Genomic DNA, 24084 nt, shown 5'->3' on the forward strand with positions numbered 1-24084 from the left:
CTGATGTTGTAGAAGGATTGTAGCATACGCAAAACATATAATCCAGCCTGTCAATATATACCAAAATAGTCGAGCTTGCTCACTGCCTTTTTACAACGGTCTTTTCAAAAGAGGTCTTTTTTTTATGCATATCTACAAGCACCGCTTAATTGATAAGGTACATTGATTAAGCTCAGGGGCGCAATTAATGCGCCCCTTTTATTGCTCTATACAGATATTTCTTTCAACTTTAGACCTTAATACCAATTTTCAATGCTACACACGCCCTCTAACGATTGCAGATAATCATGGAGTAACCCGTGAAGGGTTGCTCTTTGATTTAGTTATCGAGGCCAGTAATTAAACATCCAGTATTGCCCGTCAAAGATAACTACGCTCGTGTCTCCCCTTCCGTTTCTGTGCCACAAATCATTAACTATATTACCATCAGTATGTATTTGTTTGCCATTGCCGTAAATATGAATATTTTTAGCATTAACCCGTCTAATAAGTATGCACGTTCCCTCATACGGATTAGCAGGCAAAAAAAGATTTATATCGCTCGTGCTGTTATAGCATGATACATAAGTATCACCCTGATTTAATGTTGTTGTCGCAGATATGCGTCTTACGCCGAAACACAAACCATTAGCTTTCAGTATATCAAACCATCCTCCGTATGCAGGGGCGGGATTCGAGGCTGAATTGCTTGCCCGTCCAAAAACGCCCACAAGCCCCCAATTGTTGAAGTAAGATTTATTCATAGCCCCAAACCCCAATCCTGCAATAGAAGCTTTTATATTATAGCCTGTGGTTGCGGAATAAGGACTTACCCCCGCACGGTTAGCCAAAATACCCTGTGAACTCATATATGCCGTATTGTAATCACTGTCTCTCGATTCAAATACCCCGTTCGAAGCATCAATCTTAGTAGTCTGTGTTACAGTCTTTAGCCCATTAGTTTCGGTGTAAATCGTCTGGCTGTTCTGAAATTCGATTTTTCTGTTCTGGCTGTCTATTTCCAATGATTGACCATCCGCTACACTCTTGGAGTAAAAACGACCATTATTCTGTACCTCGAACACACTTGTCCCGTCAGCCGTCTTTACAGATAGATTTTGTGCTTCAATAGCTTTAGCAATCGTATGTCCGTTTAGCTCTATTGTTTTAGCCCCTAAAGAAATTTTATTGTCGGTCAATGTCAGGCTCGAACCCGCAATTTGCCCTATATCTTCTGGTGCTGGCTGCCAATCAGAAGGCTTGGTCGATTTCTCTATCATCAGGTTTTTTATAGCAACCGAACCTGTCATATTATCATGTCGCATATTAATGCTAAAAGTGGCATTTGTAGCTTGTTGAGCAGACAGGGTAAAAGAATATGCTACTTTTATCTCACCCGTTCCGCTAACTCTACTTACTATACTATGACTTGTAAATCCAGCCGTCCAGCCTGTCACATTTCCAGAACCTTGAAAGGTTAAATAAGGGTTTGCATTTTTTACTATATTTTGGAATTTATAGTCGAAAGACACCGTTATTACATCACCAGCTTGCCAGTTTTCGGCATTGACAGTATGCCCGAAAAGACACTGATTGATAGTATTGGTAAGAGTTACCATATTGCTCCAATCTTTCGATGTCTTTAAAGCATAATTCCTTCCTCCCACCTGTATTTTACTCACTTCGAGGCGTATGTCGCTGGCTGTCTGATTTATCTTCGAGTACAAAGTTTCGCCATTACCTAATGAATTTACGCCTGTTTTCTCGACAACCGATGTTATGCGGCTATCCGTCTGCTCGATTCGACTCTTACTGACATATACGTTAATCTGTTGCCACGTAGAGCCATTCCAGCGATAAGTTAAATAACAACCATCAGTAAGACTTATCTTATACCACAGGTCGCCAACTCTGTGACCGCCTTCGGGAACTGCGGGTGTCGTATCAGAATAATAGGTGCGATTCTTTGAATTAGCCGATGCCTGAGCGTTGTTAGCGACTGTTTGTGCTGTATCAACCAAAGCCTTTGCCTTATCTGTAACACCCTTCAATAATGCAATTTTAGCATCATAGTAGACTTTAAAATTATTTCGGAATGTAGTACCTGCAATAGTGCTGTTTATTGTAAGGTTTGTCAACAAAGGGGTAATATAACTATTCAGTGCATTGTAGGCATTAACGTAAGTTGTAGTCGCTACGCCGTAAGTGTTCGCCTGTGCTACCACTGTCGAATATTCCCCTTTGATTATATTCCATTCTTTTAACGCTTCCTGCTTCTCGCTTGGTGTTAACAGATTATCATTCGCTATTTCCGATAATTTAGTATTTGCCGTATTAGCCGATGTCTGGGCGTTATTAGCGGCTGTTTGCGCTGCATTAGCTTTCGTATCATCCGTATATTTAGTTGTAATTTTCCAATCCGAATCGACAAACGCCCCCGATGTACGGGTATTTTGGCTTTGCTTTATCGTTCCGTCATAAGTTACCCACAAATCGCCTTTGGCGTATGGTACTGTCGGGCGGTCTGTGGCAGCAGAAGTATAAGATTTGTAGACAGAATTTTTGCCTTCCACTTTTGTTATAGTAGATGAAATCTGCCCTGCCTGTTGCTCTATTTTCGATTCCGTAGTTGATACTCTGCCTTGCAGGGAATTGAAATCGGTTTGGCTTACTTTCGAAGAAACAGAATCACTCAGGACTTTCAACTCCGATTCGACAGACTTACCCGTAGATTCAATGATAAAATTTCCTTTAAATTTATTCCCGGAAGGAGATATAACAGTAACCTCTTTGCCTGTCAGATTAAAGGAATTTATACCAGCATATTGTTTGATAGAAGGGGCATCAGAGCCATAAGAGGAAATGATGATAGCCGATTGCCTTTTAGCATCTGTCCTGTTCCCGAATTGGATTATATCATCCCCCTTAGTCGGTATGTCCGACCCGTCAGCATCCGTTTTTGATAATACAATATAATCACTTCCCACAGCCAGAACCCGCCTCCAATAATATTTCATGTCCTGACCGTTGAATTTTCGGCAAATGGCTTGGTCATTTATGACAAACTGATTTAGTATTTTTCCGTTATCTGTCTCGAAGAAACACTTATACCCATCAGTCTGAATCTCCACTTTGGAGCATACCATACTGGCAGGGGAAACTAAAATCTGACCTCCTACGCTCTTTATTTCAGCGACAGAAAGAGTGCTGAAAGTCGTCTCACGCCTTACGAACAGATTATCGAGTTCGGCGTATGACTGACCGTTATTGGCATCTTTCCAGATACGAAAACCTGAGCCAAATTGACCTGACGTAAATGTATCGTTCCCGAACTGATTGGATATGACTTGCCCTTTGCTCGTGATGTCCTTGTGTACCGTCAAATCCTTTTCAATAGATAAACTTTGTATAAACCGCAGATTACCCTCTGCATCATCATCTTTCAATCGGCTAAGAAAATAATGCGTACCCAATGAAAGTATCAGCGACTTTACTTGCTCCAGTGTTACCCCTGTATTGTTTGTGATAAGCTGGTTAATGGAATTTTGAATTTTATCCAATGTTCCTGCCACTTGTTCGTTGCTCAGTGTTACATCGTATGTCGGTATGAGTTTAGTGCCGATGTTTATTTTTAAAGATTGAATAATAACCGAAGCGTCAATATTCAGGTCTGTATCATCGAAATTCAGAATATCGCCCTCCTTTATGCTTTCGCCCAATTCAGGATTGTTAGCCATGAATATCTCGTCTATCTTAGGCGTATAGGTGAATTTCGTTTTGTCGTTCTCCGATAAATATTCCTCAGCCGCTACTTTCAGTCGTTGTGCCGCAGCTTTGATATACACATCGGGCATTTCAATTCCCAAAATAACAAATTTGTCGGCAGCATGTATCTGATAATTGTTGTTAGGAAATGCGACACCGCCACCAATCGCATCATCGGTAAAACGCTTACACCTTACCACATATCGGGTATATCCAAGTGATGTATCTTTGGTTATTCCTCTCTCCAATATATCGAAAGTCCTTCCGACACACATACCGCTTTTCATCGCTATTTGCATTGTATCGGTGGTAGCATACTTGTATTGCCCGTCACTGTCTTTGGCGGCAATATCAAAACCTAAATCTTTCAGGTAAATAGTAAATGATTCAGGAATTTCGCCTTCTCCCTTTTGTGGAATCTCACCGCTATCTGTCGGATTCTCGGCACTTAGCACTTCATCAATATTGCCGTTGTCTCCATATTTCAGGCTTACACTTATTCCCGCATTGTTTAGTTCCGTTTGTGTCATACCCTCCAACGAAGGAAAAATATCAGGTAGTTCTTTGTCTGAACCGTCAAAATAGATACTCCCTTCACGTAAGCCATATTCAGCAATAGTATTCGAATCGAGATATACTTTCGAAGGGTCGGAAATCACAATCGGAAACTCAGGCAACATCAAATTAGGGATATACACACTATCCTTTATATATTGCTTCCCGCTTCCGTCTTTTAGCTTGTTATAATACTTGTGAGGAATATTTCGGGTGCTGCCATAAGCTCTCAGTCGGGTTATTATTTGAGCGTCCTGATTCGTTGTTTGCTGAATGTCGTATAAGCCTTTTCCCTTGCCGTAACCAAAAACCTTTCCTACCGCAATACCCGCCGTTCCGATTGTTATAGTACGGTTTCTGATAATAAAGTTCGCACCGAACTCAGAGTTGGCTAATCCCAATGCTTCCCAACATGATATTTTATTGATTGTAATATTTTTATCAGAAGTAACAGAGTCAGGCGAAACAATAACAGTCCATTTTTCATCGCCACTATATACCCTGTCAAGGTTTGCCTGTAACCTGTCGGCTAAGTCCTGCACACTGTTCGCATAGAATGAAAATTCCGAAAGGCTGGTATAATGGATTTTATTATCAAAAAGAACAACGTCCAAAAATTCCACTCGTGTCAGTTCGTCCGATAATGAGTTGAACTTTATGTTATCATAGACAAATGCTGCCCCGTAAGTACCCTTTCGGGCTTTTTTCTGTTTGGGAGGAATATAATTCAGGACAAATTTCTCATTCCTGAAATGAAAGTAATCTCCGATTTCAAAATCTATCGGTGTAGGAGACTCAAATTTTGCCGAGACAAAACACTCTCCTAAGAAAGTTCCGTTATAAGTAAGTTTGTGTAGTTCGGCTTTTGGAGTAAGCCCGTCTTTTGAGTAAAGTGTAACTTTCATTTGAATAAGACTATATCTGCAATAGGATTATTAACTTTCAGCTTCACAGAGAATACGACAATATCGTCCTGACCGTCACGCCTGTATAACACATCTTCGGAATAACCCATGTATCGCACATTGGTTCTACCTATTCGGGTATAAGTGTCGTATATATTGAAGCTCCCACCCGAAGCCAGATAAGTGAGGAATTGTTTTATCCGGGTATTAGCGGTTCTATGTACTCCTACATAGACAAATTCACATTCCATTTCGTAGGCTTTGAAATAAGGTGTGTCAGGGATATATTCATCATCCCCCTGTTCGTCCATCCAATTACGGGAAGGAATATCTTTCAAGTCGGGAAATAGTTTGAATGGAATACTCTTTACATAAATACCCCATTCCATACTATCCCTTACAGCCATGTTTCCTGCCAACTTTTGAAAAAAGCAAGGTTTATAGTTTTGCATAAGTTCGTTTGTGTCAAATAAAAAAGCCCGAACCGGATTTTACTCCAATTCGGGCTGTGTGCCTCTGTTATCTATACAAAGATAGTTATTTTCTATTTATATTCAAAAAGTCAATGTTCACTAAAATAACAAATAGGTTCAAGCTGATTCGTATTAATAATTGAATCTAAATTCTGAATTTAATAGATTAACATCTGTTATTTTAGAAAGAGGTCTTATTGTCAATTTGTCGACATTTGCTTCGAGAAACACAAATTCAACTTTCTCCTCTTTGTATATACAAAAACAATACCCTGAAGTATTATACTGATGGAAATAGAACTTGAAAATATAATTAGGCTGTTTCTCTATAAAATATCTTACATACTTAAAGAGTTACTTATAACAATTCTGTTTGGGTTAATATACATTATTTTTAAGTTTAGATAGTTTATACTATATTCTGAAATATTCATTTAATATTTCAGAATTGTCATGTTTAATATTGTCTATATTGTATTTTATTTTTCCTGCCTCAAGTAAAATTATTTTATCACATAAATCATTTATATAGTTAATATTATGACTGGATATTAAGATTGTCTTATTATTCATTTTGCCGTAAGCATTTATTATTTTATTCAGTATTGATTGAGAAGTAGGGTCTAAAAAGTTAAAAGGTTCATCCAATATTAGAATGTCCGGAAAGGGTAACATGGCTCCTATGATGCCTATCTTTTGTTTATTTCCTTTAGAATAGGATTGGATATATTTCTTCTTGTCAAGGATTTCATTATTCATAAAATCCGCGAATAATTCTATTCTTGAAACATAATCATTATCGCTAATCTTATATACATCTTTTATTAAATGGAAATATTCTTCTGGATAAAGAAAATCTATTAAAAACTTCTCATCAATATACGAACCTGTATATTCTTTCCATTTATTTGATTCTCCGACGGATTTACCATCAATTAATACTTCTCCATTTGTCGGTTTTAGCAAATCAAGAATTAATTTGAACAAAGTTGTTTTTCCCGAACCATTATTACCTATGAAACCTACCGTTTGGTTGGTTTGAATGGATAGAGTCGGAATGTTTAAGCTCTCAACTTCTTGTTGGAATTTTTTAGTAATGTCTTTTAATTCAATCCTCATTGCCCATCTTTATTTTATTATATCTATTCTTTATATAATATTTCGCCAAATTTGACAACCATATTCTGTGTGTAATAATAAGAAGAAAGGACAAAATAATCATCGTATAATATAATTCTTCTGTTGTTAACAAAAAACTCAGTCCTATCACAATCAAAAAGAATATGATATATCCAATGCAGGATATTAAATATTGACTCATATTTGTACCTTGCCAGTTCATAAAATTACCCATTTGTAAGTCTAATTTTTTAGTGCTAAAACGTGAAGTTTGAAAAGCAATAAATAACAATATTCCGATACCCATTATATAATATGTAATAAATTCCAGAATTGTCACTCCTTGTATGGAGGTGGGGAGTAATAATATCACCATTATCAAGGAGATTAGAGAGTATAAATAATATTTTTTGTACAAAATTATTTCTAACGATAGAGGTATAGTTAATAATTTGTTAATGTAATTGGCTTCAATACTAAAAAAATATTGAGCATATATACAGCCAGCCATTGAAATAACCATTGGGTAAAAGACAATTCTGCATATCGCAGAATTAGCAAAAAAATCACTTGAAAAGATTTGAAAATAGATAAAACCTATAAAATAAACAGATATTAACAAAGTCTGTTTGAGCCTTTTATTTCTTAATATTAACGCTAACTCGAATTTCATATACTCAAAAATTAAACATTTGATTCCTCAAATTGGGTGTAAATTGCTTTTTTTAAAAAACGCCTGTCAATCAACAAAATTCCTACTCCAAATAAGATTAGAAGAAAGAAAAACAACTCATCTATTAGAATTAAAGAATAAACTAAAACAATTAGGAGTAAAAATGCTAAGTATAATAGAAAAGAGACATTCTTACTAACAAAATTATTAATAAAAAATATACAGTAGGTATTTACAATAATAAGAAAATAATAATTTAAGAAAAACAATGGTGTAACAGTTGTACTATCTCCTTCAAAAAGTATAGACATTAGATAAAATAAAATCACTATATCACAGAATATCCATACATTTATTATCTCTAATAATAATATACAATTTAAAAAATTATTTCTTTTAAATGGTAATGTCCAATATGGTATAACTTTTATATAGGTGTTCTTAAAGAAGAATTTAAGGGTATAATCTGATATTATAACTATTAGAGGGAGTAAAAAGCCATGTACTGAATAGGTAATAATCTTTAACGAGTAACAACAAGCAAAGAATAAAATCATTACTAATAATATTTTGAACACTAACATACCTTTTTCTTCTTTTCTAAAAGAAGAAAGACACCTATGTTTAATTAAAATTATAAATAATCCAATAAGACTTTTTCCCATTTATTTTATGTTCAATATCAAATCCTGTAAGGAGAAATCTCCTTACAGGACATTTTTACATTAACTAACAGCTTGGTTTATACAACTCATATATTGATAATAAGCATATCCAAAACCAGCAGCCCCGATAACAGCCCCAATTCCTGTACCAAAAGATGCAGCCCAGCCTACAGCAGCAATCATACAGCCCGCATATTCTGATGCACAAGCACCACCACGTACCACTTCCATTTGTTCCAAAGATAAAGTTTTCATAATAATCTACGGTTAACCACCACCGTAAGTTTTAAATTAAAAAATTAGTAGATTGATATATTATTGAATCAAGTCAATAATCCGGTTATTTTCGATTCTATATGTTTTGTCTACTATTGAATCGAATATTGAAATGTCATGTGATATAAATAGTATAATAAGATTCGGCTTTATTTTTGCTAATAATTGGTATATTATTTTTGCTGAATCTTTATCCAATGATGATGTTGGTTCATCCAGAAATAATACTTGCGGATTATCATATAAAGCGCGGAGTATTCCTATTATCTGCTTTTGTCCTCCTGACAGGCTTATCCCTTCTTCTCCAACTTCTGTATATATATTCTGTGGAAAATCATTGAAAAAAGTAAGCAGGTTCAATTCTTGAATGAGTGAATTAATCCTATCTACATCTAAAGATTTAGTCATTGTAATATTAAAGAGTATATTTCCATTAAAAATATGCACATTCTGAGGCACAACTCTTATCCTATCTTTTATATATTTCTTATCTATATCAGATAAATTCAAATCATTGTAAAAGATATGCCCTTCATTCACCTGATAATTACCTAATAATATATCGAGCAATGTACTTTTTCCAACACCGCAGTTCCCTGTCAAGGTGGTAATTGTCCCTTTTTTCAATTCAAGAGTCGCCTTACTGTATAAGCTTTTGGCAATGCCTGCATATCCAAAGGATATATTTTCTGCCTTTATTGTTTCGATAACCCCAGCGATTTCCTCAGTATTGTCAACTTCATCTTTCTTTATATTCATTATATTGTACATTCGCTCGAATGATATTTTTGCTTCTGTAAATGGAATAAATAGTAAAGAAAAGTTTGTTGTGGAAGATATAATAAGACCTGAAATACTCAATAATGCAATTAAATCGCCAATTGATAGCAAACCTAAGCCAATATAATAAATACTCAAACTGATAATACTAATTAAAAAAACTGTCGAAAAAATACTGATTATTGCATTTAAACTTACATAGATACTGGCTAAAGAAAACCTCTTGGCTTGGTATTCTTCAAATAGCTTACCATTGTGTTGGGCAAAATATTCTTCTCGATTCATGTTCTTAATATCCGATATTCCTGAAATTGTGGAAATATAATTCGCTTCGGTAAGAGCATAATATACTTGAACTTCTCGCTGTCTGCTGACAATATTTTTACTTTTTATCATAATCAGACAAACCAAAACAGGAATAAAACAAAGAGCAATTATTCCTACTGGAACAGAATAGTAAAATATTAATATAACCGCAACAATAACCGTAAGTATATCGTTTATATAGTTACTGAAAAACAGTTGTATTACAGATTGTATTTTGGTGGTATCGTTTATTCTGGCTACTAAATCCCCAACCTTCCGAGTATTGAAAAATGGTTTTGGTAGGAGCAAGAGGTTTTCATAAAAAGTATTGGTTATCCTATTATTGAACTGGCGGCTTTGGTAGTTAAATAAAGTACCTTTTATATAAGCCAAGCCTGTTCGAGTTATTAGTAATATACCCAAAACTATTATACTCCCGATTATCTTAGTTGAATTTTGAGAAGGTAGAATATTATCCACAAGCTGCTGTGAATAGACCGAAAGGGATAGCCCCAATATAGAAATGATAAGGCTGAAAAAGAGTCCGTGAAATAGAATTTTCTTGTCTTTGGTTATGAGATTGGTGATAAACTTACGTTTATCCTTTTTGTAATTTTTTATTTCATATATATGCTCATAATCTTCATCGGGGATAACCGTCAGGCAATATTGTCCTTCCCAGATTGTTTCCAATTCGGTTTTATTTAGTTTCTGTATTCCTCTCGCTGGGTCGCCAATTATGTATTTTTCACTCTTCTTGTCGTAATAAAAGAAAACGACATAATGCAAAAAGCCATCTATTGATACTCTCAAAATAATAGGATAGACGCTTTTTTCGAGTTCTTCGGTATCTCCTATGCAACCTTCCGATTTAAAACCTACTTTATTGGCACATTGGTATAGCCCCGCTAAAGTAGTCCCTTCCTTTGTCGTCCCACTTAAATATCGGAGTTCTTCAATAGATTTGCTCCTATTATAGTATTTCAGAACCATCATCAGGCAGGCAATACCACAATCGGCTTTATCGTGTTGGAAGAACAATGATTTTTTAACTTTTCCTATCATTCTTATCTTTTATTATCTGTTCTACTCTTACAGCCCCTTTATATGTTTTATACAATTCTCCATCGACATACAACAAGGTAAAAGGAGTAGTAGGAATATCGTAGCTGGTTATGAATGAGTAATTTTTATCACGGAGGAATTGAAATTGACTATCGTCCAGATTATATGATGCAATAAATTCTCCAATTTCTTCATTTGTATTATTTGAAATAAAAATAACTTGGCTATCATTCAGTTCCCCTCGCAATCTGTAAAACTCTTTTATTTCTATATGGCAGATTTCACAAGTGGTATTGAAATAGACAATTATAGTATTTCCTGTACAAATATCATTCAGTTTTACAACCTCGTTTTTCAAGTTATAAACTTCTATTTGTGGTACTTTTTCTACTACACTCTCTGTAAGCATCATATCATTTTTCTTTTCCTGTATTTTAACAACAAGTAATATCATTACTCCTACAAGACATAAAGCAAAAATGATTAGTAATACTTTTTTCATTTTATTGTAGATATAAAGAGAGATAAACGATAAAAACTATAAATAAAATAAATGGCATAACGTATGATAGATTTATATAAAATATGCTGTCAAAATAACTAATTTTCAATATTTTTTTACATGCTATTACAGCTAATACGATATATATGACTTCAAATAAGTTTATGGTTTTCAGTGGAAATATGAGCCAATCTTCCAAACCCTCATAACCTATCAGGCTATATAAAGACAAAGGGCTAAAATCGGTCAAATCTTTATAGCCATACTCTGTGTTGATGAAACCAAACCAATATAACCTTACAATAAGAAATATGATAAAACTCCATTCTGCACAAATAAAAATCCTCCAATAGTGTTCGAATTTATACTTTTGGCTAATCTGTCCTTCTCTGAAAATATCTTTGCAAGCTAATATCGCATCCAGTATAGTTGCAAAAATAAGTGTTCGTAGAATGATTAAGACTGGAGGAAGTAAATAAACCAAGAAATTATATGACTGTGATACTTGAAATACCCTTTCAGCTATTTCATCAGGGTAATTTTCTAATAAGAAGCTATAATATAAATCATCCGTTTGGATGAAATAATTAAATCCTGCGGTATAGATTATATTAATCAGGAGGATTATTAGCAGATGAAGATAATTGTTCCTTAGCATGACAGGCTTAGTTTATCCGTTTTGTAATATTTTATGTTAAATACAAATGTATTAACTAAACGTTAACAATCCTATTTGGTATGTTCGAAATATAGATTTTTAATAAAAGGCTATACTGAAAATAAGCATATTACACTATTTTCACATAGAATTTAATTAAATGTGGGACAAAATGAAGATGTCTCCTCTTGTTAAAATTAACCCAAATTAACCCAAATTTTTAGATTGTTTTCCAATCCCCGTCCTTCAATTCGTAATTTCGTGTTTTCACTTTTCCGCTTATCGTTGCAGTACCGCCACCTCTGAAATACAGATACGATTTCCCTTGCGTTAGGTTCTCCACTATTACATGTGCATTGTTGTACACTCGGATAAATGCTTTTGCATTATCACGGATTATTACCTTTACCTTACTATTATGGCGTACATGAATATCACGGGAAGCAAACCCCGTCAGTTCTATTTTTCCTGAGCAGTTCCCGTTCAAAATAGCAATGTCGGGATTCACCAAATTTACCTTTGTATCAGTAAAGACACCTTTACTTTCTGCAATTGCCCCGAAATGTTCTTTAATAAACTCATTGGACGGATAATTATTCAGGATGCAGAAATCAAGTCCTTCAATATACATATCAGCCATTTGTTCTTTAGTCGGGCTGCCCCAACTATTAGTCCATGCAACACATAAACCAAGCTTTACGGCCTCTTTTTTCAGCACTTTCGATACCTCCTTTGTTTTCATATTATCTATTTATATATGACAAGCCTTTCCCCACCATAAGTATATGGATAAGGGTGAAAAATGATGAGAAATAACACCGTGACCTCTTTTCTTGTCTGGTTTCAGCACTCTAAATGGCTGTTTCTCAAAATTTTCAGAGTTCAATACACACAGTCCCCACACTGACCTTACTTTTTCGCTTACGCTTTATGGTGTTGCCTGTTGTCGGCTTGTAGGACAGAGCAGGACATTATAGTAAGGGTATTGCCACTCGGTTTTGACTCCTTCAGGAATCTCGTTCTAATATTTAACTCCCCAGAACTTGTTATAAGAAGGGTGTCTTTGGTTTTAAGAATTTCGAGCAGCCCACACAATCACTGATGAGGCTGCTCTGCTTATGAAATATCTACTTCTTGAAATACCATACCAAAAGTATGAAAACGAGTATAGGAGGGGAATTATAAAGCTCTTGACTCTTTCACAATTCCGTAATTGTGAAAAACTAATTGATATTAAACTTAACACCACTACCGTTAATGCTTGCATTTCGCAGGATAGAGTAAGTATCTTCCGATAATTCTACAAGCCTGTCGGTATTGTTTGCGGTTCGTAGCGTATTCATTTGGATAAGCATAATATCAGCTTGCATCAGGGCAAAATTTGTATTACCATTTTCGAAATACGACATAATACGTCCGACATAAGATAACTGCATGGATAAATCGGCTCGCATAGCATTTATATAACTTGCCAGAATGTTTGCTGTATCTTCTGTGACTCCCTGTATGCCCTTCGATAAAGTATCTCCCGAAGTCGATTCTTCCAAGTCAATCCCTGCTTGTTTTGCCGCATCGTACAAATACTCCCATGCCTTTTGCCAATCGTTGAGATTACCTTTTAGTTTGGCTAACTCATTGACCAAGCCGTTCATATCATATCTACTCATTTCTCCGTCACCGAGAATCCCCCCTCTGCCATCACTACCGAATAGATAATTACGAAGATTCGCCATAGCAGGCTCTATATATTGAAGTTGTAGTACATTTTTGAACACACTTCTCATTATATCTGCTACTGTTTTGTCAAATGCTTCTGCCGCATCTTCACCCCTTGACCAAGCATCTACAAGCGCATCAGAAATACTCTTAGCCCAATCTTTTATTTTTACACCAAACTGTTCTCCGGCTAAGTCCTCGTAGAAATATCTGATTTGTTCTTCGAGTTCCTTTATTTGCTCTTTGTAATCTTCTACTGCGTTTTTATCCGTTTTCTTCTTTTTTTCCTCATTACGAAGTTGTGATTTGATTTCATCCCTTTGTTTTTCGAGATTTTTTATCATATCCTCCGATTGAGTACGTGTGACAGCACCCAATTGACGGTCAATGGTTTTCAAAATATCATTATAAGCTATTCCCAATTTTTTGACTTCGAACTGAGATTTTTGGATAGCTTTATTCAATTTATTATCATGCCATTGGTTGATAGCACTCAGCCCACTTGTGACAATTCCCACTGTGTTCGCCAAAGCACCTACCGCATCACCGTTCTTCGCAGAATCCCAAGCTGCCTTTGCTTTGCCGTTAACAGCACTCAAAACGCTCATAAAACCTTTCACGTCTCCCCATGTGCCATCATCCGTATCAATACCTCTCGACTCGGCAAGTTCAGCGATATTATCAATAATTTCCTGTAATCCCCTTATCGTTTGGTCAATAGCTTTAACAATCATATCTACAAAAGAAACAGCACCCATCGCAGAACCAGCGAAAGCCTGCATACCTTCGGCTGCCTGCATTGAGCCTTCGGCTGCTTGCATATTACTTTGAGCTAAATTAGCTGCACTCTCATCGCCACTGGCTAAAGCAGAATTATATTGCTTGGTAAAATTTTGTAAATCCTGTGAAGATGAAGCAAAGTCCGAATCTGCCTTCTCTTTAATCGCATTAAGGACATTTTCCAAACCTCCATCCTGATACTTCATAAAAAGATTTATCCCTTTGGATGATTTCTTCAATTCCTCATCTATCTTTTTGATGCTATTGTAATATTCATCCGCACTAATTACACCCTTATCAAGCTGTTCTTTTAGGTTTGCTTTTATCAGATTGCCTATCTGCAAGGCTTCATTTTTTGTCAGGCTATATATCGCAGTGAAGAATTTGTTATACTCAGGCGTGAGTTTCATCAATTCTCCTTTTAACTTGGATTCGAGTTTTCGAGCCAGTTGCTCATTATTATTGCTTCGGGCAATACTGATTTTTTCCTCATATTCCTGTGTTATAGCCAATCGCTTCGACTCCATACTGAGATAGTCCTTCAATGTCGAAGTATAAATATCCTGCTTCCGCTTCTTTTCTTCTTTTTCGGCTTCCTCGATAGATGTATAAAGTTTTTTCACCTGTTCGTTGATAAACAGTTTCGCTCTATCTCCATCTTCCAGTTTTAGAAAATCCGAATAGGAGATACCGCTTTGAGCCTCAAAAGCTGCTTTTAATTCATCTATGTAGGATTTCACTACTTCATCGGGGTTCTCAAAAGCGATACTGCTTGCCAGCTTTTTGTCGCCGGTAATATCAGAGATTTGGCGGTATAGATTATATTTATCCTTATATTGGGACAAATACTTCTCTAATCTTTGGATTTCTAACAAAGCTGTTTTACTTAGCTTTTCTATCTCAATAGCTCCGATTTCTTTGTTCCATACTATGCGTACATTTTTGGCAGCATCACTACTCCTTTTCTCTATTTTTTTCAGTTGTTCACGCAGATAACTTACATATCCTTCATCGCTCAAATGCTTTTCATCCACATGCTTATATTCATCGACAGAAGTCAGGGCTTTGACAGCATCTTCTTTCGACATTATTTTCCGCAAATCCTCGTATCGCTTCTTGGCATCCTTAATAAGTTCCACCTGACGTTTCAGTTCTTCGGTATAAACATCTTTCTTTGAGCTACCCCCTTTGGGTTTGGGAGATAAATCTGCCGGAGTCAAACCCATCAATTTCCCTGCGGCTTCGATGGCATCCTTTATTTTAGAATCCAAATCAAATTGCTCTGCCATTTGCTTTAAGGAGTTGCTGATTTCTTCGGGTTTAGCAAATGCTTTTAATTTGAAATCGTACTCACCTTTGATTAAAATGGGCTTTTGTTCTTCCATGCGGGTTTTCACCTCTTTGTACTTCTCTTTCATTTCTTTGACTATATCATTGAAATTACTGTCGGTAGTTATGGTAATCGCAGTTCCGAGTGTATCTCTCAGTTCTTTACGCCAACCGTCAAGGTTATCGGTATTCTTTCCGTTTACTGTAAATTCGATATTCCATTTCGAGAGGATTTCTTTTTGTCCGTATGTTCCAAGTTCTTCCATGCTTTTGATATAGTCACGGAGCATACTCGCATTTTCTGGATTGAGGACATCTATGCCCTTGTTCTTGAAATGTGTTGAAAGAGTATTAGCCAAAGTGGTCAGGTCATCATTTGTAGTTTTGGTAATTTGTTCTAAATCCCATAATGACGCACTGTATTCATTTATTTTATCTTTATCATCGCCTATAATCCTTTTGGCAAGATTAGCGTCTCCAATATCAGTTTTCTTCATGGAGTTGAAAGCTCTTTCCCCTGCATATTCAACCAGAGAATAGATTTCGAGCATTTTTTCGGCATGCGTTTTTTGTGATGCGAGGATAGTGTCTATCTGATTTATCCTTTCTTCCTTTACCACAGCTTTTCCTAAAGGAGTATCTACACCACCATTCTCTTTTATCTTTTTCCATGCCTCAGTAAATTTTGTATAGGTGGTATCTAATGACACAGCTAACATGTCTGCCTTGTTCTTGGCTTTCTCCATATCAGTTAGATTATCCACAATACCGTTTGAGAAGAAACCGTCTGTCTCTGCTATGGCATATTTGGCAAACTTTTTGGCATCCATCAAAGTATTGTATCTCTCCTGAATTTCGGTTAGATACTCCAAATTATCGGCATGTTCTTTAATGGCTTTGGCAAGTTCAGGTTCTTTCTTTGCCAGTTCATTTATGATTTTTGCCCTTTCCGCTTCCGCACCATTATCATTCTCATTGGCTTTAGTCAGGTCTTTTAACTTGTCTATTAGCTCATTGACTGATTCGGCATGGTTATTCATTACTGTAATGGTTTCCAGTAATTTCTCTTTAGCTTCATTCTGATGATTTATGAATGTTACCAAACCACCGATAAGAGCCATAAGCCCTGCAAAAGCAAGAGCATAAGGATTTATTTTCGATAACGAGTTAAATATAGTCTGTACGATGGTCAGAGTTCGGATTGTTTTCACAAGTCCCTGACTGGCGACAGTTGCGGCGATTATTGCAGCCTTATATGAGCCATATCCAATTATTATCATTTTAAGGATATTCCAATACCGTTCCCAATTATCCATGATTTCCACAAGACCGCCGACTGCACCTTTCAGCATATCACTATTGGCAGATCCTATACTGTCGAGCATAATATCATAGGCATCCCGAAGATTGGAAATCATACCCGCCAAACTCGTTGCCTGTATCATCTGCATATTGAAGAATTTGCCACCTTCATTAGTCAAATCCTCTAATATTTCTTTTATCATGGCAAAAGGAACTTCCCTGTTCGATATTTTGTCGAACACTTCGCCTGCCGAAACTACCCGTCCTTCCAACTTGGTAAATTTGTTCGCAAGCTCGTCTACAAGCGGAATCCCCGCTTCGGTAAATTGTCGGAGTTCCTGACCTCTCAAAACGGAGGCTGCACGTACCTGTCCCACCGCAAGGATTATACGCCCCATATCTACGCCTAACCCTGCCGATATATCTGCAAGGCGTGTCATGGTTTCGAATAATTCATCAGTCGGAAATGAAAATGCCGAAAGCTGCTTGGCATAATCTGTCAACTCTTTAAAGTTGAACGGACTATATACTGCAAGGTCTTTTATCTGCCCGAATAATTTGTCGGCAGCCAGTTTGTTTTGTAGAATTGACGCAAGGGATAATCGTTGTTTCTCAAATTCCCCCGAAACCATTGCCAGTTCCTTCACGAAAGCCCCGAGCTGATAAACAGAGAAATAGACTCCCAATTGAGTTGCTATTTGAGACAACAAAACCTTTTGACTGAAAAATGTCTTGTTTGCCAATAAAGCGGCTCTATTCAGGTCGTTTTCTCCCTGCACACCAATCAGAGCAGCCCTGCGTCTGGCAGCTTCCGTTCGTTGTACCTCAGTTAATAATCGCTGATTATTGAGCCTTTCTTCATTCCTTCGGGCTTGTTCAATCCGGGCTAACTCGGCAGCACTCTTTTTTCTCACGGCTTCGGTTCGTTCTGCTGCGGCTTTTGCTCGTTCCTCCGATGCGACTCTTTCATTATCAAGGCGAAGATTACCAATATTCAGTTTCCGTGTCTTTTCCTTAGCCTGATTGACTTTCTCCTGATTGATGATAGAATTTGCATTTGCCTTGTCCTGTGTCTGTTGTAGTCTGAGGTTCGATTGTTCCAGTCGGTTCAACTGCTCTTTCTTCCTTACGGCATCGGTTAACTGTGATGTCATGGAATTTTTGCCTTTTAAATTCAGAGAGGATAGAATATTTTGCAGTTCTACCGCATCCTTTTTTCTTGCCTCCAGAATTTTTCGCAACTCTTTATCATCCCCGCCAATACCGAAACTTAGGTTTCCAATATTTGCCATCGTATATTATGTGTTTGTGTTAGGTAAGCTCAGACAGTTTCTTTTCCTGCCATTCATTATCTCTGTTTCGTTCTCTCGCTTTTCGCAGCGATTCCTCATTTAGCCGGATGCTTTCTTGGTCAGCAAATTTTCGTTTGTGTGTATCTTCTTTGTCATATACCACTCGTGTTACATCAAGTATCATCAATTCATATTTTGCCACAGACCCTTTAAATCTGTACATATATTCAGGAATGACAATCAATCCGAAAAAGAGGACTAATGGCTGTAACACCCAAGCATGGTCTTTTCCTATTGCTGCTCGGCTTCCGATGAAAGTACGTGTCGGAATCGCTCGGCTTCCTCCATCGTCATTGTCATATTCGTTATTTTCATACGTGCGACCAACGCTAAACCGATGTACCAACTTGCCGCAGGAACTTTTTTTTTAGCAAGTACAAGGATAGGCTCTAATTGGTCAAAGGTGTAGCCTCTCAGGTAGTAGAAGTATCGCCAGTAGAACCAATGGAAAAAGAAAATCTTTATACCATTCAATAGGCAGAGAGAAGCCGCTTTCGCCATGAATTTTGACCGTTGTTCGATAACCTTTTCCGAATCGGCATCATTTTCTTTCAGACCTTCTTTCAGTTCCAGTTTTGATAGTTTTTCCAATGTGTAACCTTTCATCCATCCTACTTTCAATATTTTGTTAGTACGTGGAATGACTATATCTTCTTTTTCATTGTTTTGGATTGACAGTAAATCCTTTTCATCTTGTATGCTTGGTTCTTGCATGATTGTGAAGTTTGAGTTAAAAGAAAAAGGGAAGGGAAGATTCCCTCCCCCTGTGGGATTGTGTTAAGGTTAGGAGTCTTATTTCTCGTAGAAAAGAACATCACCTTTTCCGTCAGGATTGATTTTCGGCGTTGCCGTAAATGCTACCGCAAAGGCATTGGACGAAGTGGAACTCCAGTCGAAGTTCGCTATAAACTCACATCGTGGAATTACTACTGCCATCGTTCCGTCAGCACTTGTAATTTTGACCATCGCATTGATAATCTTATTTTCAAGGTCTACGGCTGTACTCTTGGTAAATCCTGTAATACTCGGATTGGTGGCTGCATTTGTTTTAAAGAAATATTGCAAAATTTCCTTTGCCACAGAAGGAATACTCCCCTCAATGGTAAACTCGCCCGACTCATAAAGTGCTGCAATTGGCGCACTGAATTGGTCTACCTTTATCTCTGTTTTAGAAGGTTGTGCCTGAGAGAAGCTTACACTGTCCTTTACAGTAAATATTTCATCCGAATTGTCAAAAGTCGTTGCGGCCAGTGTACCCACTGGAGCGAGTTGTATTTTCGAGATTCCGACAAATACCTTGTCTAAAGCCGCTTTGGTTAATGTTGCTGCCATGTGTTATAAAGTTTTGATGTGTGTATGGAATTGGATTGCTATGATATTATACCCGTACCCGTCATTTCCAAGTGGAATGGTAACAGGATAAATGTCGAATAAATAAGTATTGTCTTGTATAGGAAATATGGATAATAGTTTCTCATACATGATTGTTTGTTTCGTACTATTCTTCTCCCCGTTCGACAGGTTCTTGACAAAAAGTTCTATCCGACAGGTACATCTTCCTAAAGCTCCCCTGTCTGTGACTCGTGTTGCAACCGAGACGATTGCAAAATCATTCATCTTGGCTTCAACATTCGGTCGCTGACCTTTGAAAACCTTTTCGGTAACATTGCCTGTCCTGACTGCATTGGCAAGGACTTCCTCTATTTTCCCTATGTCGAAATTCAGATTCACTTTTTGATTGGTTTGAAACTCTTTAGAAATGCAGAGATTGAATATTCATATCCTTCCGATAGGACATTTAGTTTGCGTTTGTTTTCCAGATATACCGAGTATTCAGTTCCCGTTGTAAATACCATTTCGAACTGCCTTGTAGACTTATAGCTTTTCAGGAAATCCATCGAAGTATTCTGACCGTAGCCTGCATCCGTATGTATTTTGGCGCAGTAATACTTTCGTATTGCTCCGTCATAGTCCTCAAAATCGAATAATTCTTCACCTTTAATCAGCTTATTCCTGATAGGGGGCGGGTAATGTTTATTGAATCCCATGATTTCAAGATTTCCCATATAATAAATCCCGAAAGCCAAAGATGTGATAGTATTTCCTGTCAGGTTTCGAAACTCGGTTTGATTCGGTAGGATATGATTCACCATCCGTATTCCGAATTGTGTCATTTGAGGCACGATGCAATAATACATACTCTTATGTATTTCATTCTCTATTGCTTCAAACTGTTTCGTTATATCCTTAGCCATTACCGTTTTCGTTAAACCAGATATTTGCACCCAGATTAAAGACCTTCGATTCTTCCACCCTGCCATATTTCACTTCATTCAGGATATTATTGGTAAATACCACATAGTCACCTTTTTTTATAATGAAGCTATGCTTCGGCAAAGCCAACTTATAATCAGCTTTCAGAACCTCTACGTCAATATCCCATCCCCTTACCATATCACGAAGCCCACATTCCGACTCAAACACTGTTTCAAATATTTCCTCTCCCGTGTCAGGGTCGGTTATTGGTGTCCCGTTTAGGTCGGTTTTGGCTCTTTTTATTTCAATATGGTGCGGAAATCTTGGATTCTCCATTACTTTAGGCTCTAAATGATAGTCATTTGCTAATTTTCAAATTGACGTATTAGCCATTGACTTACCATAGGTTTACTATCTTGATATTCGAATTGTATTTCTTATCCAGATACTTTTTGTAAATAGACATTGCCAGATTTTCAAACCGTTTTTTATCCGTTACCGATACCGTTTTGTTTGATTCGGTTCTCGACCATCCTCCGTCAGATTCCTTTGTACCCGTATAAGAGGTCGGGCTTGTAGACGCCCACATCAACAGGTCTGCATAAAGCAAGTCTTTCTCTTTTGCTGTCAGGTCGTTTGTATCAGTAGCTTTTTTTACCTCTCGATAAGCACGGATTGAATTTAGGACGTTATCAGGCACATCAAATCCAACAAGACCTCTCAGATATTCCTCGATTGTGATATAGAATACTGCTACAATTTTGGTATTTGAGGTAAATGATATTGTTTTCGGATTTTCAGGGATGATAGTATCGTCACATACGAAATGTTTAAATTCCCAACCATCATCAGGAGTAGCGGTGAGGGTGGCAGAATTGGATTCCACCACCTTTTCCACTTTTCCTTCTCCCAATATGTCTATTACTAAAGCCATTTATCACGCAATAGTTAGGTACGTCATATATTGTGGCTTATCAGGCACAACTAATGCAGTAAGCTCGGACTCGATATACTGAGTATTGGTTTTGGTATCATACCATTGTTTCAATATTGTGCGTCCTCTGTCATACCATGCGAATCGAGCCGCAGGGTCAGGAACGGCAATAGGCTCTACTGCTTTTATCGTTCCAAGTTTTCCGTCAGGGACGAGTACCCATACATCAGATTTGAAAGACCTCATTTGGTCTTTTACTACCTTACCCTCTGTCTTGTCAAATTTCTCAACTGCTACGATATTGTCAATTACCTTAATAGGGCAGCCGATAATACCTTCCAGTTTCGATTTGATTACGGATTCATCCAATACTGCTCCTAATGCTGCAATATTAGCAGGGTCGGCAAGTGGATGGATATTCAGGGCTACCGCAGTTCTGATTTTCGAGTGTTCGATGCATCTACGAAAAGTCAGGTAATCTACTTCGAAGTGCATTGCAGCTACACCACGCTTTTTCAGGTCATACACTTGGTCTTTCAAGTTTCTGATTGGGTCTGACGCTGTACCTTCCGTGTTGTTATCATCCGTAAACCAGCGTTTTGCCGCAGTCAGTACAGTTCTGTTTTTGTCTGGGATTCTTGCAGAGAAAGTAATGTTCTTGATTCCCGCAGGATTGTTAGTCGCATCCAGAACGAAAGTCCCTGTCGAAACCATTTGGTCACGCTGATAAGTCATAGCGTTATAGTTCCCACCAATTAGTTTTGATGTGTGGTCAAACACAAGGTCACGCATTTTCGTACTCAGGTTCGTAGAGAACTTACCTGTTCTTTGTGCGAAAATCATTTCCTCACGGAGTATCTTTTCGTTCAATGCGTACCCGTGCTTCATTCTCGGTATTGTGCCGGAACTAAGCTCGAAACCTTCATGGTGTTTATACACGCTTGGAGAATCCACGTCTACATAAGTAGGCAATGTGTTTAGTCCCAATTCAGCCTGTATCTGATGATAGGTAAAGTCAATCTGAATGTCACTATCCCATTCAAATCCATCAGTTTTCTTTCCATTGTGTAGATTGGCAAGATAGGTGTCTACAAATTCCTGATAAGATTCATTGGCGAAGCCATACTTTATCAGGTCATAATGTGTGTTGTCTCTTGGTGTCATAGTTTAGATTCCTTTTACGAATTTTATCATTGGCAGCACTGCCTTTACGCACTCTGGAACAGGCTGAATCCTGTCCTCCATTACCTCGCCGTGATATACGGAAGCAACTGTCGCAGCCTTATCTCCGTCCTCTACCCATACGTCATTTTCTGTTATCCCTGTCGGCACGGCAAAAATTTTCGCTCCCGTACCCGCTTTGGATGCTTTTACCAAAATGTCCCCTTTTGCCAATACGCCGAAAGCGTTTGCAGCAATGGTGAATTTGTACAGGTTATTTCCAGAATCAAGTGCAGTCCCCGAAACTGTTACGCCAGTTCCGGCAGTAGTCAGCGCAGCAGGGGATTTCATCAGGTTCAATCCGTCTTTGAGTACGCTGCCGTGTGCAAATACCTTCACTTCTGTATCTGTCGCAGACACAGGTTCGGCAACTTCGAAGGTTTCAATAACCTTCGCCACATTGTCATCAAGATGTACCAATGTTCCTGCCCGAAGTACAGTTCCGATAGGAGGAAGTTCTTCAAGAACGCCCCCACCTCTCTCTTTTTGGCTCACGGTCAGCCATACGGGATTTGAGCCTCCGTAGGTTTTCTTTTTTTGACCGTAGGTGTTAAATGTTCCCATTGTTTTGTAATAGTTTGTGTTAGTTTTTTATTCGGTTATTCTACCTGTTTGTTTGAGGTGATCCATATAAGCATCTTTATCTTTTTTACTTATTCCACCCCCATAACCGCCTCCATAAGCAGGGACATAGCTGTCGATATTCAATTTAGCGTAAGCCTTGTCATACTTAGTTTTTCCCGCTTTTGCTAAATCTTCAACAGTAGTATTTTCGTTTATTTCCAGCAAGGGAAGTATTAGTTCCAATACTGTTTCATCCAAAACTCCGTCCTCCTTCATTAGCATGACTGCATCGTCAAGCATTTTTTGTTTCTTTGCGGCGGTCTGTTTAGCCAGTTCAGCGTCTTCAAACTTTTTCAGGCGTGACTCGATGTCACTAAGTTTTTCATCCTCTTTTTCTGGCTTCTGTGGTTCAATTGTCTGTTTCGGCGGATCCGGTTTGTAATTCTTTTTGAAATCATTGACCCGTGTCGCCACTTCATTATTCAGTTGTCCGTTAAATGACTTTAGCACATTCGCATGTTTAGCCAGATACTCGCCTCTCTTATCTTCCTCGCTCGGAAGAAAGGGCATAACTGAATTATCCAGATAATCGTTCCATGTTCTCTCGGAAAGGCTGTTTTCTCCTACCATTCCTTTTAGTTCCGTTGAAAGTTTTTCTTTCTCCATGTAGTTTGTAAGTTTGTGTTTGTACTCGTAAAATGTTGCGGTCTAAGACCGAAAAAGCCCGAATACAACTGTTTATCAGTTACATTCGGGCTTATAGCCTCTTAATTGGGATTCTACTCCCTTATGTCTTAGCGGTATGTATTACAAGCCTTGCTGGTGGAGAACAGCAATCAATACTCCCGCTATTGTTCTATCAATACTACTCTCTTACAACTACGGCATTTTATTTCTATTGCAAAATCT

At 37.6% G+C, this 24084-nt stretch carries 19 protein-coding genes; all 19 read right to left on the reverse strand.

Annotated features, from left to right (window positions below):
- Positions 1 to 323 precede the first annotated feature (323 nt).
- The 19 genes from D0T66_RS06620 to D0T66_RS06705 all read right to left on the reverse strand — a co-directional run bounded on the left by D0T66_RS06620 (position 324) and on the right by D0T66_RS06705 (position 23841).
- A complete protein-coding gene (locus D0T66_RS06620) occupies positions 324 to 5204 on the reverse strand; it encodes a hypothetical protein (protein WP_163356466.1) in 4881 nt (1626 codons plus the stop codon).
- On the reverse strand, positions 5201 to 5656 hold the full coding sequence (locus D0T66_RS06625) for a hypothetical protein (protein ID WP_163356467.1): 456 nt from the start codon (positions 5654 to 5656) through the stop codon (positions 5201 to 5203). The genes D0T66_RS06620 and D0T66_RS06625 overlap by 4 nt, the downstream gene beginning before the upstream one ends.
- A 435-nt stretch (positions 5657 to 6091) precedes the next feature.
- Positions 6092 to 6796 (reverse strand): ABC transporter ATP-binding protein, encoded by a 705-nt coding sequence (locus tag D0T66_RS06630; RefSeq protein ID WP_163356468.1) that lies wholly within the window; start codon positions 6794 to 6796, stop codon positions 6092 to 6094.
- On the reverse strand, positions 6786 to 7469 hold the full coding sequence (locus tag D0T66_RS16435; RefSeq protein ID WP_221412183.1) for a DUF5687 family protein: 684 nt from the start codon (positions 7467 to 7469) through the stop codon (positions 6786 to 6788). Before D0T66_RS16435 ends, D0T66_RS06630 begins: the two co-directional genes overlap by 11 nt.
- Before the next feature lie 725 nt (positions 7470 to 8194).
- On the reverse strand, positions 8195 to 8389 hold the full coding sequence (locus D0T66_RS06635; protein ID WP_163356469.1) for a hypothetical protein: 195 nt from the start codon (positions 8387 to 8389) through the stop codon (positions 8195 to 8197).
- 60 nt (positions 8390 to 8449) lie between these two features.
- On the reverse strand, positions 8450 to 10561 hold the full coding sequence (locus tag D0T66_RS06640; RefSeq protein ID WP_163356470.1) for a peptidase domain-containing ABC transporter: 2112 nt from the start codon (positions 10559 to 10561) through the stop codon (positions 8450 to 8452).
- Complete coding sequence (locus D0T66_RS06645; RefSeq protein WP_163356471.1) at positions 10545 to 11063, reverse strand: peroxiredoxin; 519 nt, start codon at positions 11061 to 11063, stop codon at positions 10545 to 10547. The genes D0T66_RS06640 and D0T66_RS06645 overlap by 17 nt, the downstream gene beginning before the upstream one ends.
- Before the next feature lie 878 nt (positions 11064 to 11941).
- Positions 11942 to 12463 carry a hypothetical protein gene (locus D0T66_RS06650; protein ID WP_163356472.1) on the reverse strand — a complete coding sequence of 174 codons (522 nt, stop codon included), beginning with the start codon at positions 12461 to 12463 and terminating at the stop codon, positions 11942 to 11944.
- A 481-nt stretch (positions 12464 to 12944) separates the two neighbouring features.
- Positions 12945 to 18140, reverse strand: coding sequence for a tape measure protein (locus D0T66_RS06655; RefSeq protein WP_163356473.1), 5196 nt, complete (start codon positions 18138 to 18140; stop codon positions 12945 to 12947).
- 19 nt (positions 18141 to 18159) lie between these two features.
- Positions 18160 to 18414 (reverse strand): hypothetical protein, encoded by a 255-nt coding sequence (locus D0T66_RS06660; RefSeq protein WP_163356474.1) that lies wholly within the window; start codon positions 18412 to 18414, stop codon positions 18160 to 18162.
- Positions 18415 to 18431: 17 nt separating this feature from the next.
- Positions 18432 to 18914, reverse strand: a complete 483-nt coding sequence (locus D0T66_RS06665) for a hypothetical protein (RefSeq protein ID WP_163356475.1) — start codon at positions 18912 to 18914, stop codon at positions 18432 to 18434.
- Positions 18915 to 18992: 78 nt separating this feature from the next.
- Positions 18993 to 19532: a hypothetical protein gene (locus D0T66_RS06670; protein WP_163356476.1), complete on the reverse strand. Its 540-nt coding sequence runs from the start codon at positions 19530 to 19532 to the stop codon at positions 18993 to 18995.
- Between the two features lie 3 nt (positions 19533 to 19535).
- Entirely contained in the window at positions 19536 to 19931 is a 396-nt protein-coding gene (locus tag D0T66_RS06675; protein ID WP_163356477.1) for a hypothetical protein, read from the reverse strand.
- Positions 19928 to 20455, reverse strand: coding sequence for a hypothetical protein (locus D0T66_RS06680; RefSeq protein WP_163356478.1), 528 nt, complete (start codon positions 20453 to 20455; stop codon positions 19928 to 19930). Before D0T66_RS06680 ends, D0T66_RS06675 begins: the two co-directional genes overlap by 4 nt.
- A complete protein-coding gene (locus D0T66_RS06685) occupies positions 20448 to 20792 on the reverse strand; it encodes a hypothetical protein (protein WP_163356479.1) in 345 nt (114 codons plus the stop codon). Before D0T66_RS06685 ends, D0T66_RS06680 begins: the two co-directional genes overlap by 8 nt.
- A 61-nt stretch (positions 20793 to 20853) precedes the next feature.
- Entirely contained in the window at positions 20854 to 21390 is a 537-nt protein-coding gene (locus tag D0T66_RS06690; protein ID WP_163356480.1) for a hypothetical protein, read from the reverse strand.
- Positions 21391 to 21393: 3 nt separating this feature from the next.
- Positions 21394 to 22554, reverse strand: a complete 1161-nt coding sequence (locus D0T66_RS06695; RefSeq protein WP_163356481.1) for a major capsid protein — start codon at positions 22552 to 22554, stop codon at positions 21394 to 21396.
- Positions 22555 to 22557: 3 nt separating this feature from the next.
- Positions 22558 to 23175: a hypothetical protein gene (locus D0T66_RS06700; RefSeq protein ID WP_163356482.1), complete on the reverse strand. Its 618-nt coding sequence runs from the start codon at positions 23173 to 23175 to the stop codon at positions 22558 to 22560.
- A gap of 27 nt (positions 23176 to 23202) precedes the next feature.
- Complete coding sequence (locus D0T66_RS06705; protein WP_163356483.1) at positions 23203 to 23841, reverse strand: hypothetical protein; 639 nt, start codon at positions 23839 to 23841, stop codon at positions 23203 to 23205.
- Between the last annotated feature and the right edge of the window lie 243 nt (positions 23842 to 24084).

Source organism: Dysgonomonas sp. 25 (assembly GCF_010501075.1).
Classification (GTDB): domain Bacteria; phylum Bacteroidota; class Bacteroidia; order Bacteroidales; family Dysgonomonadaceae; genus Dysgonomonas.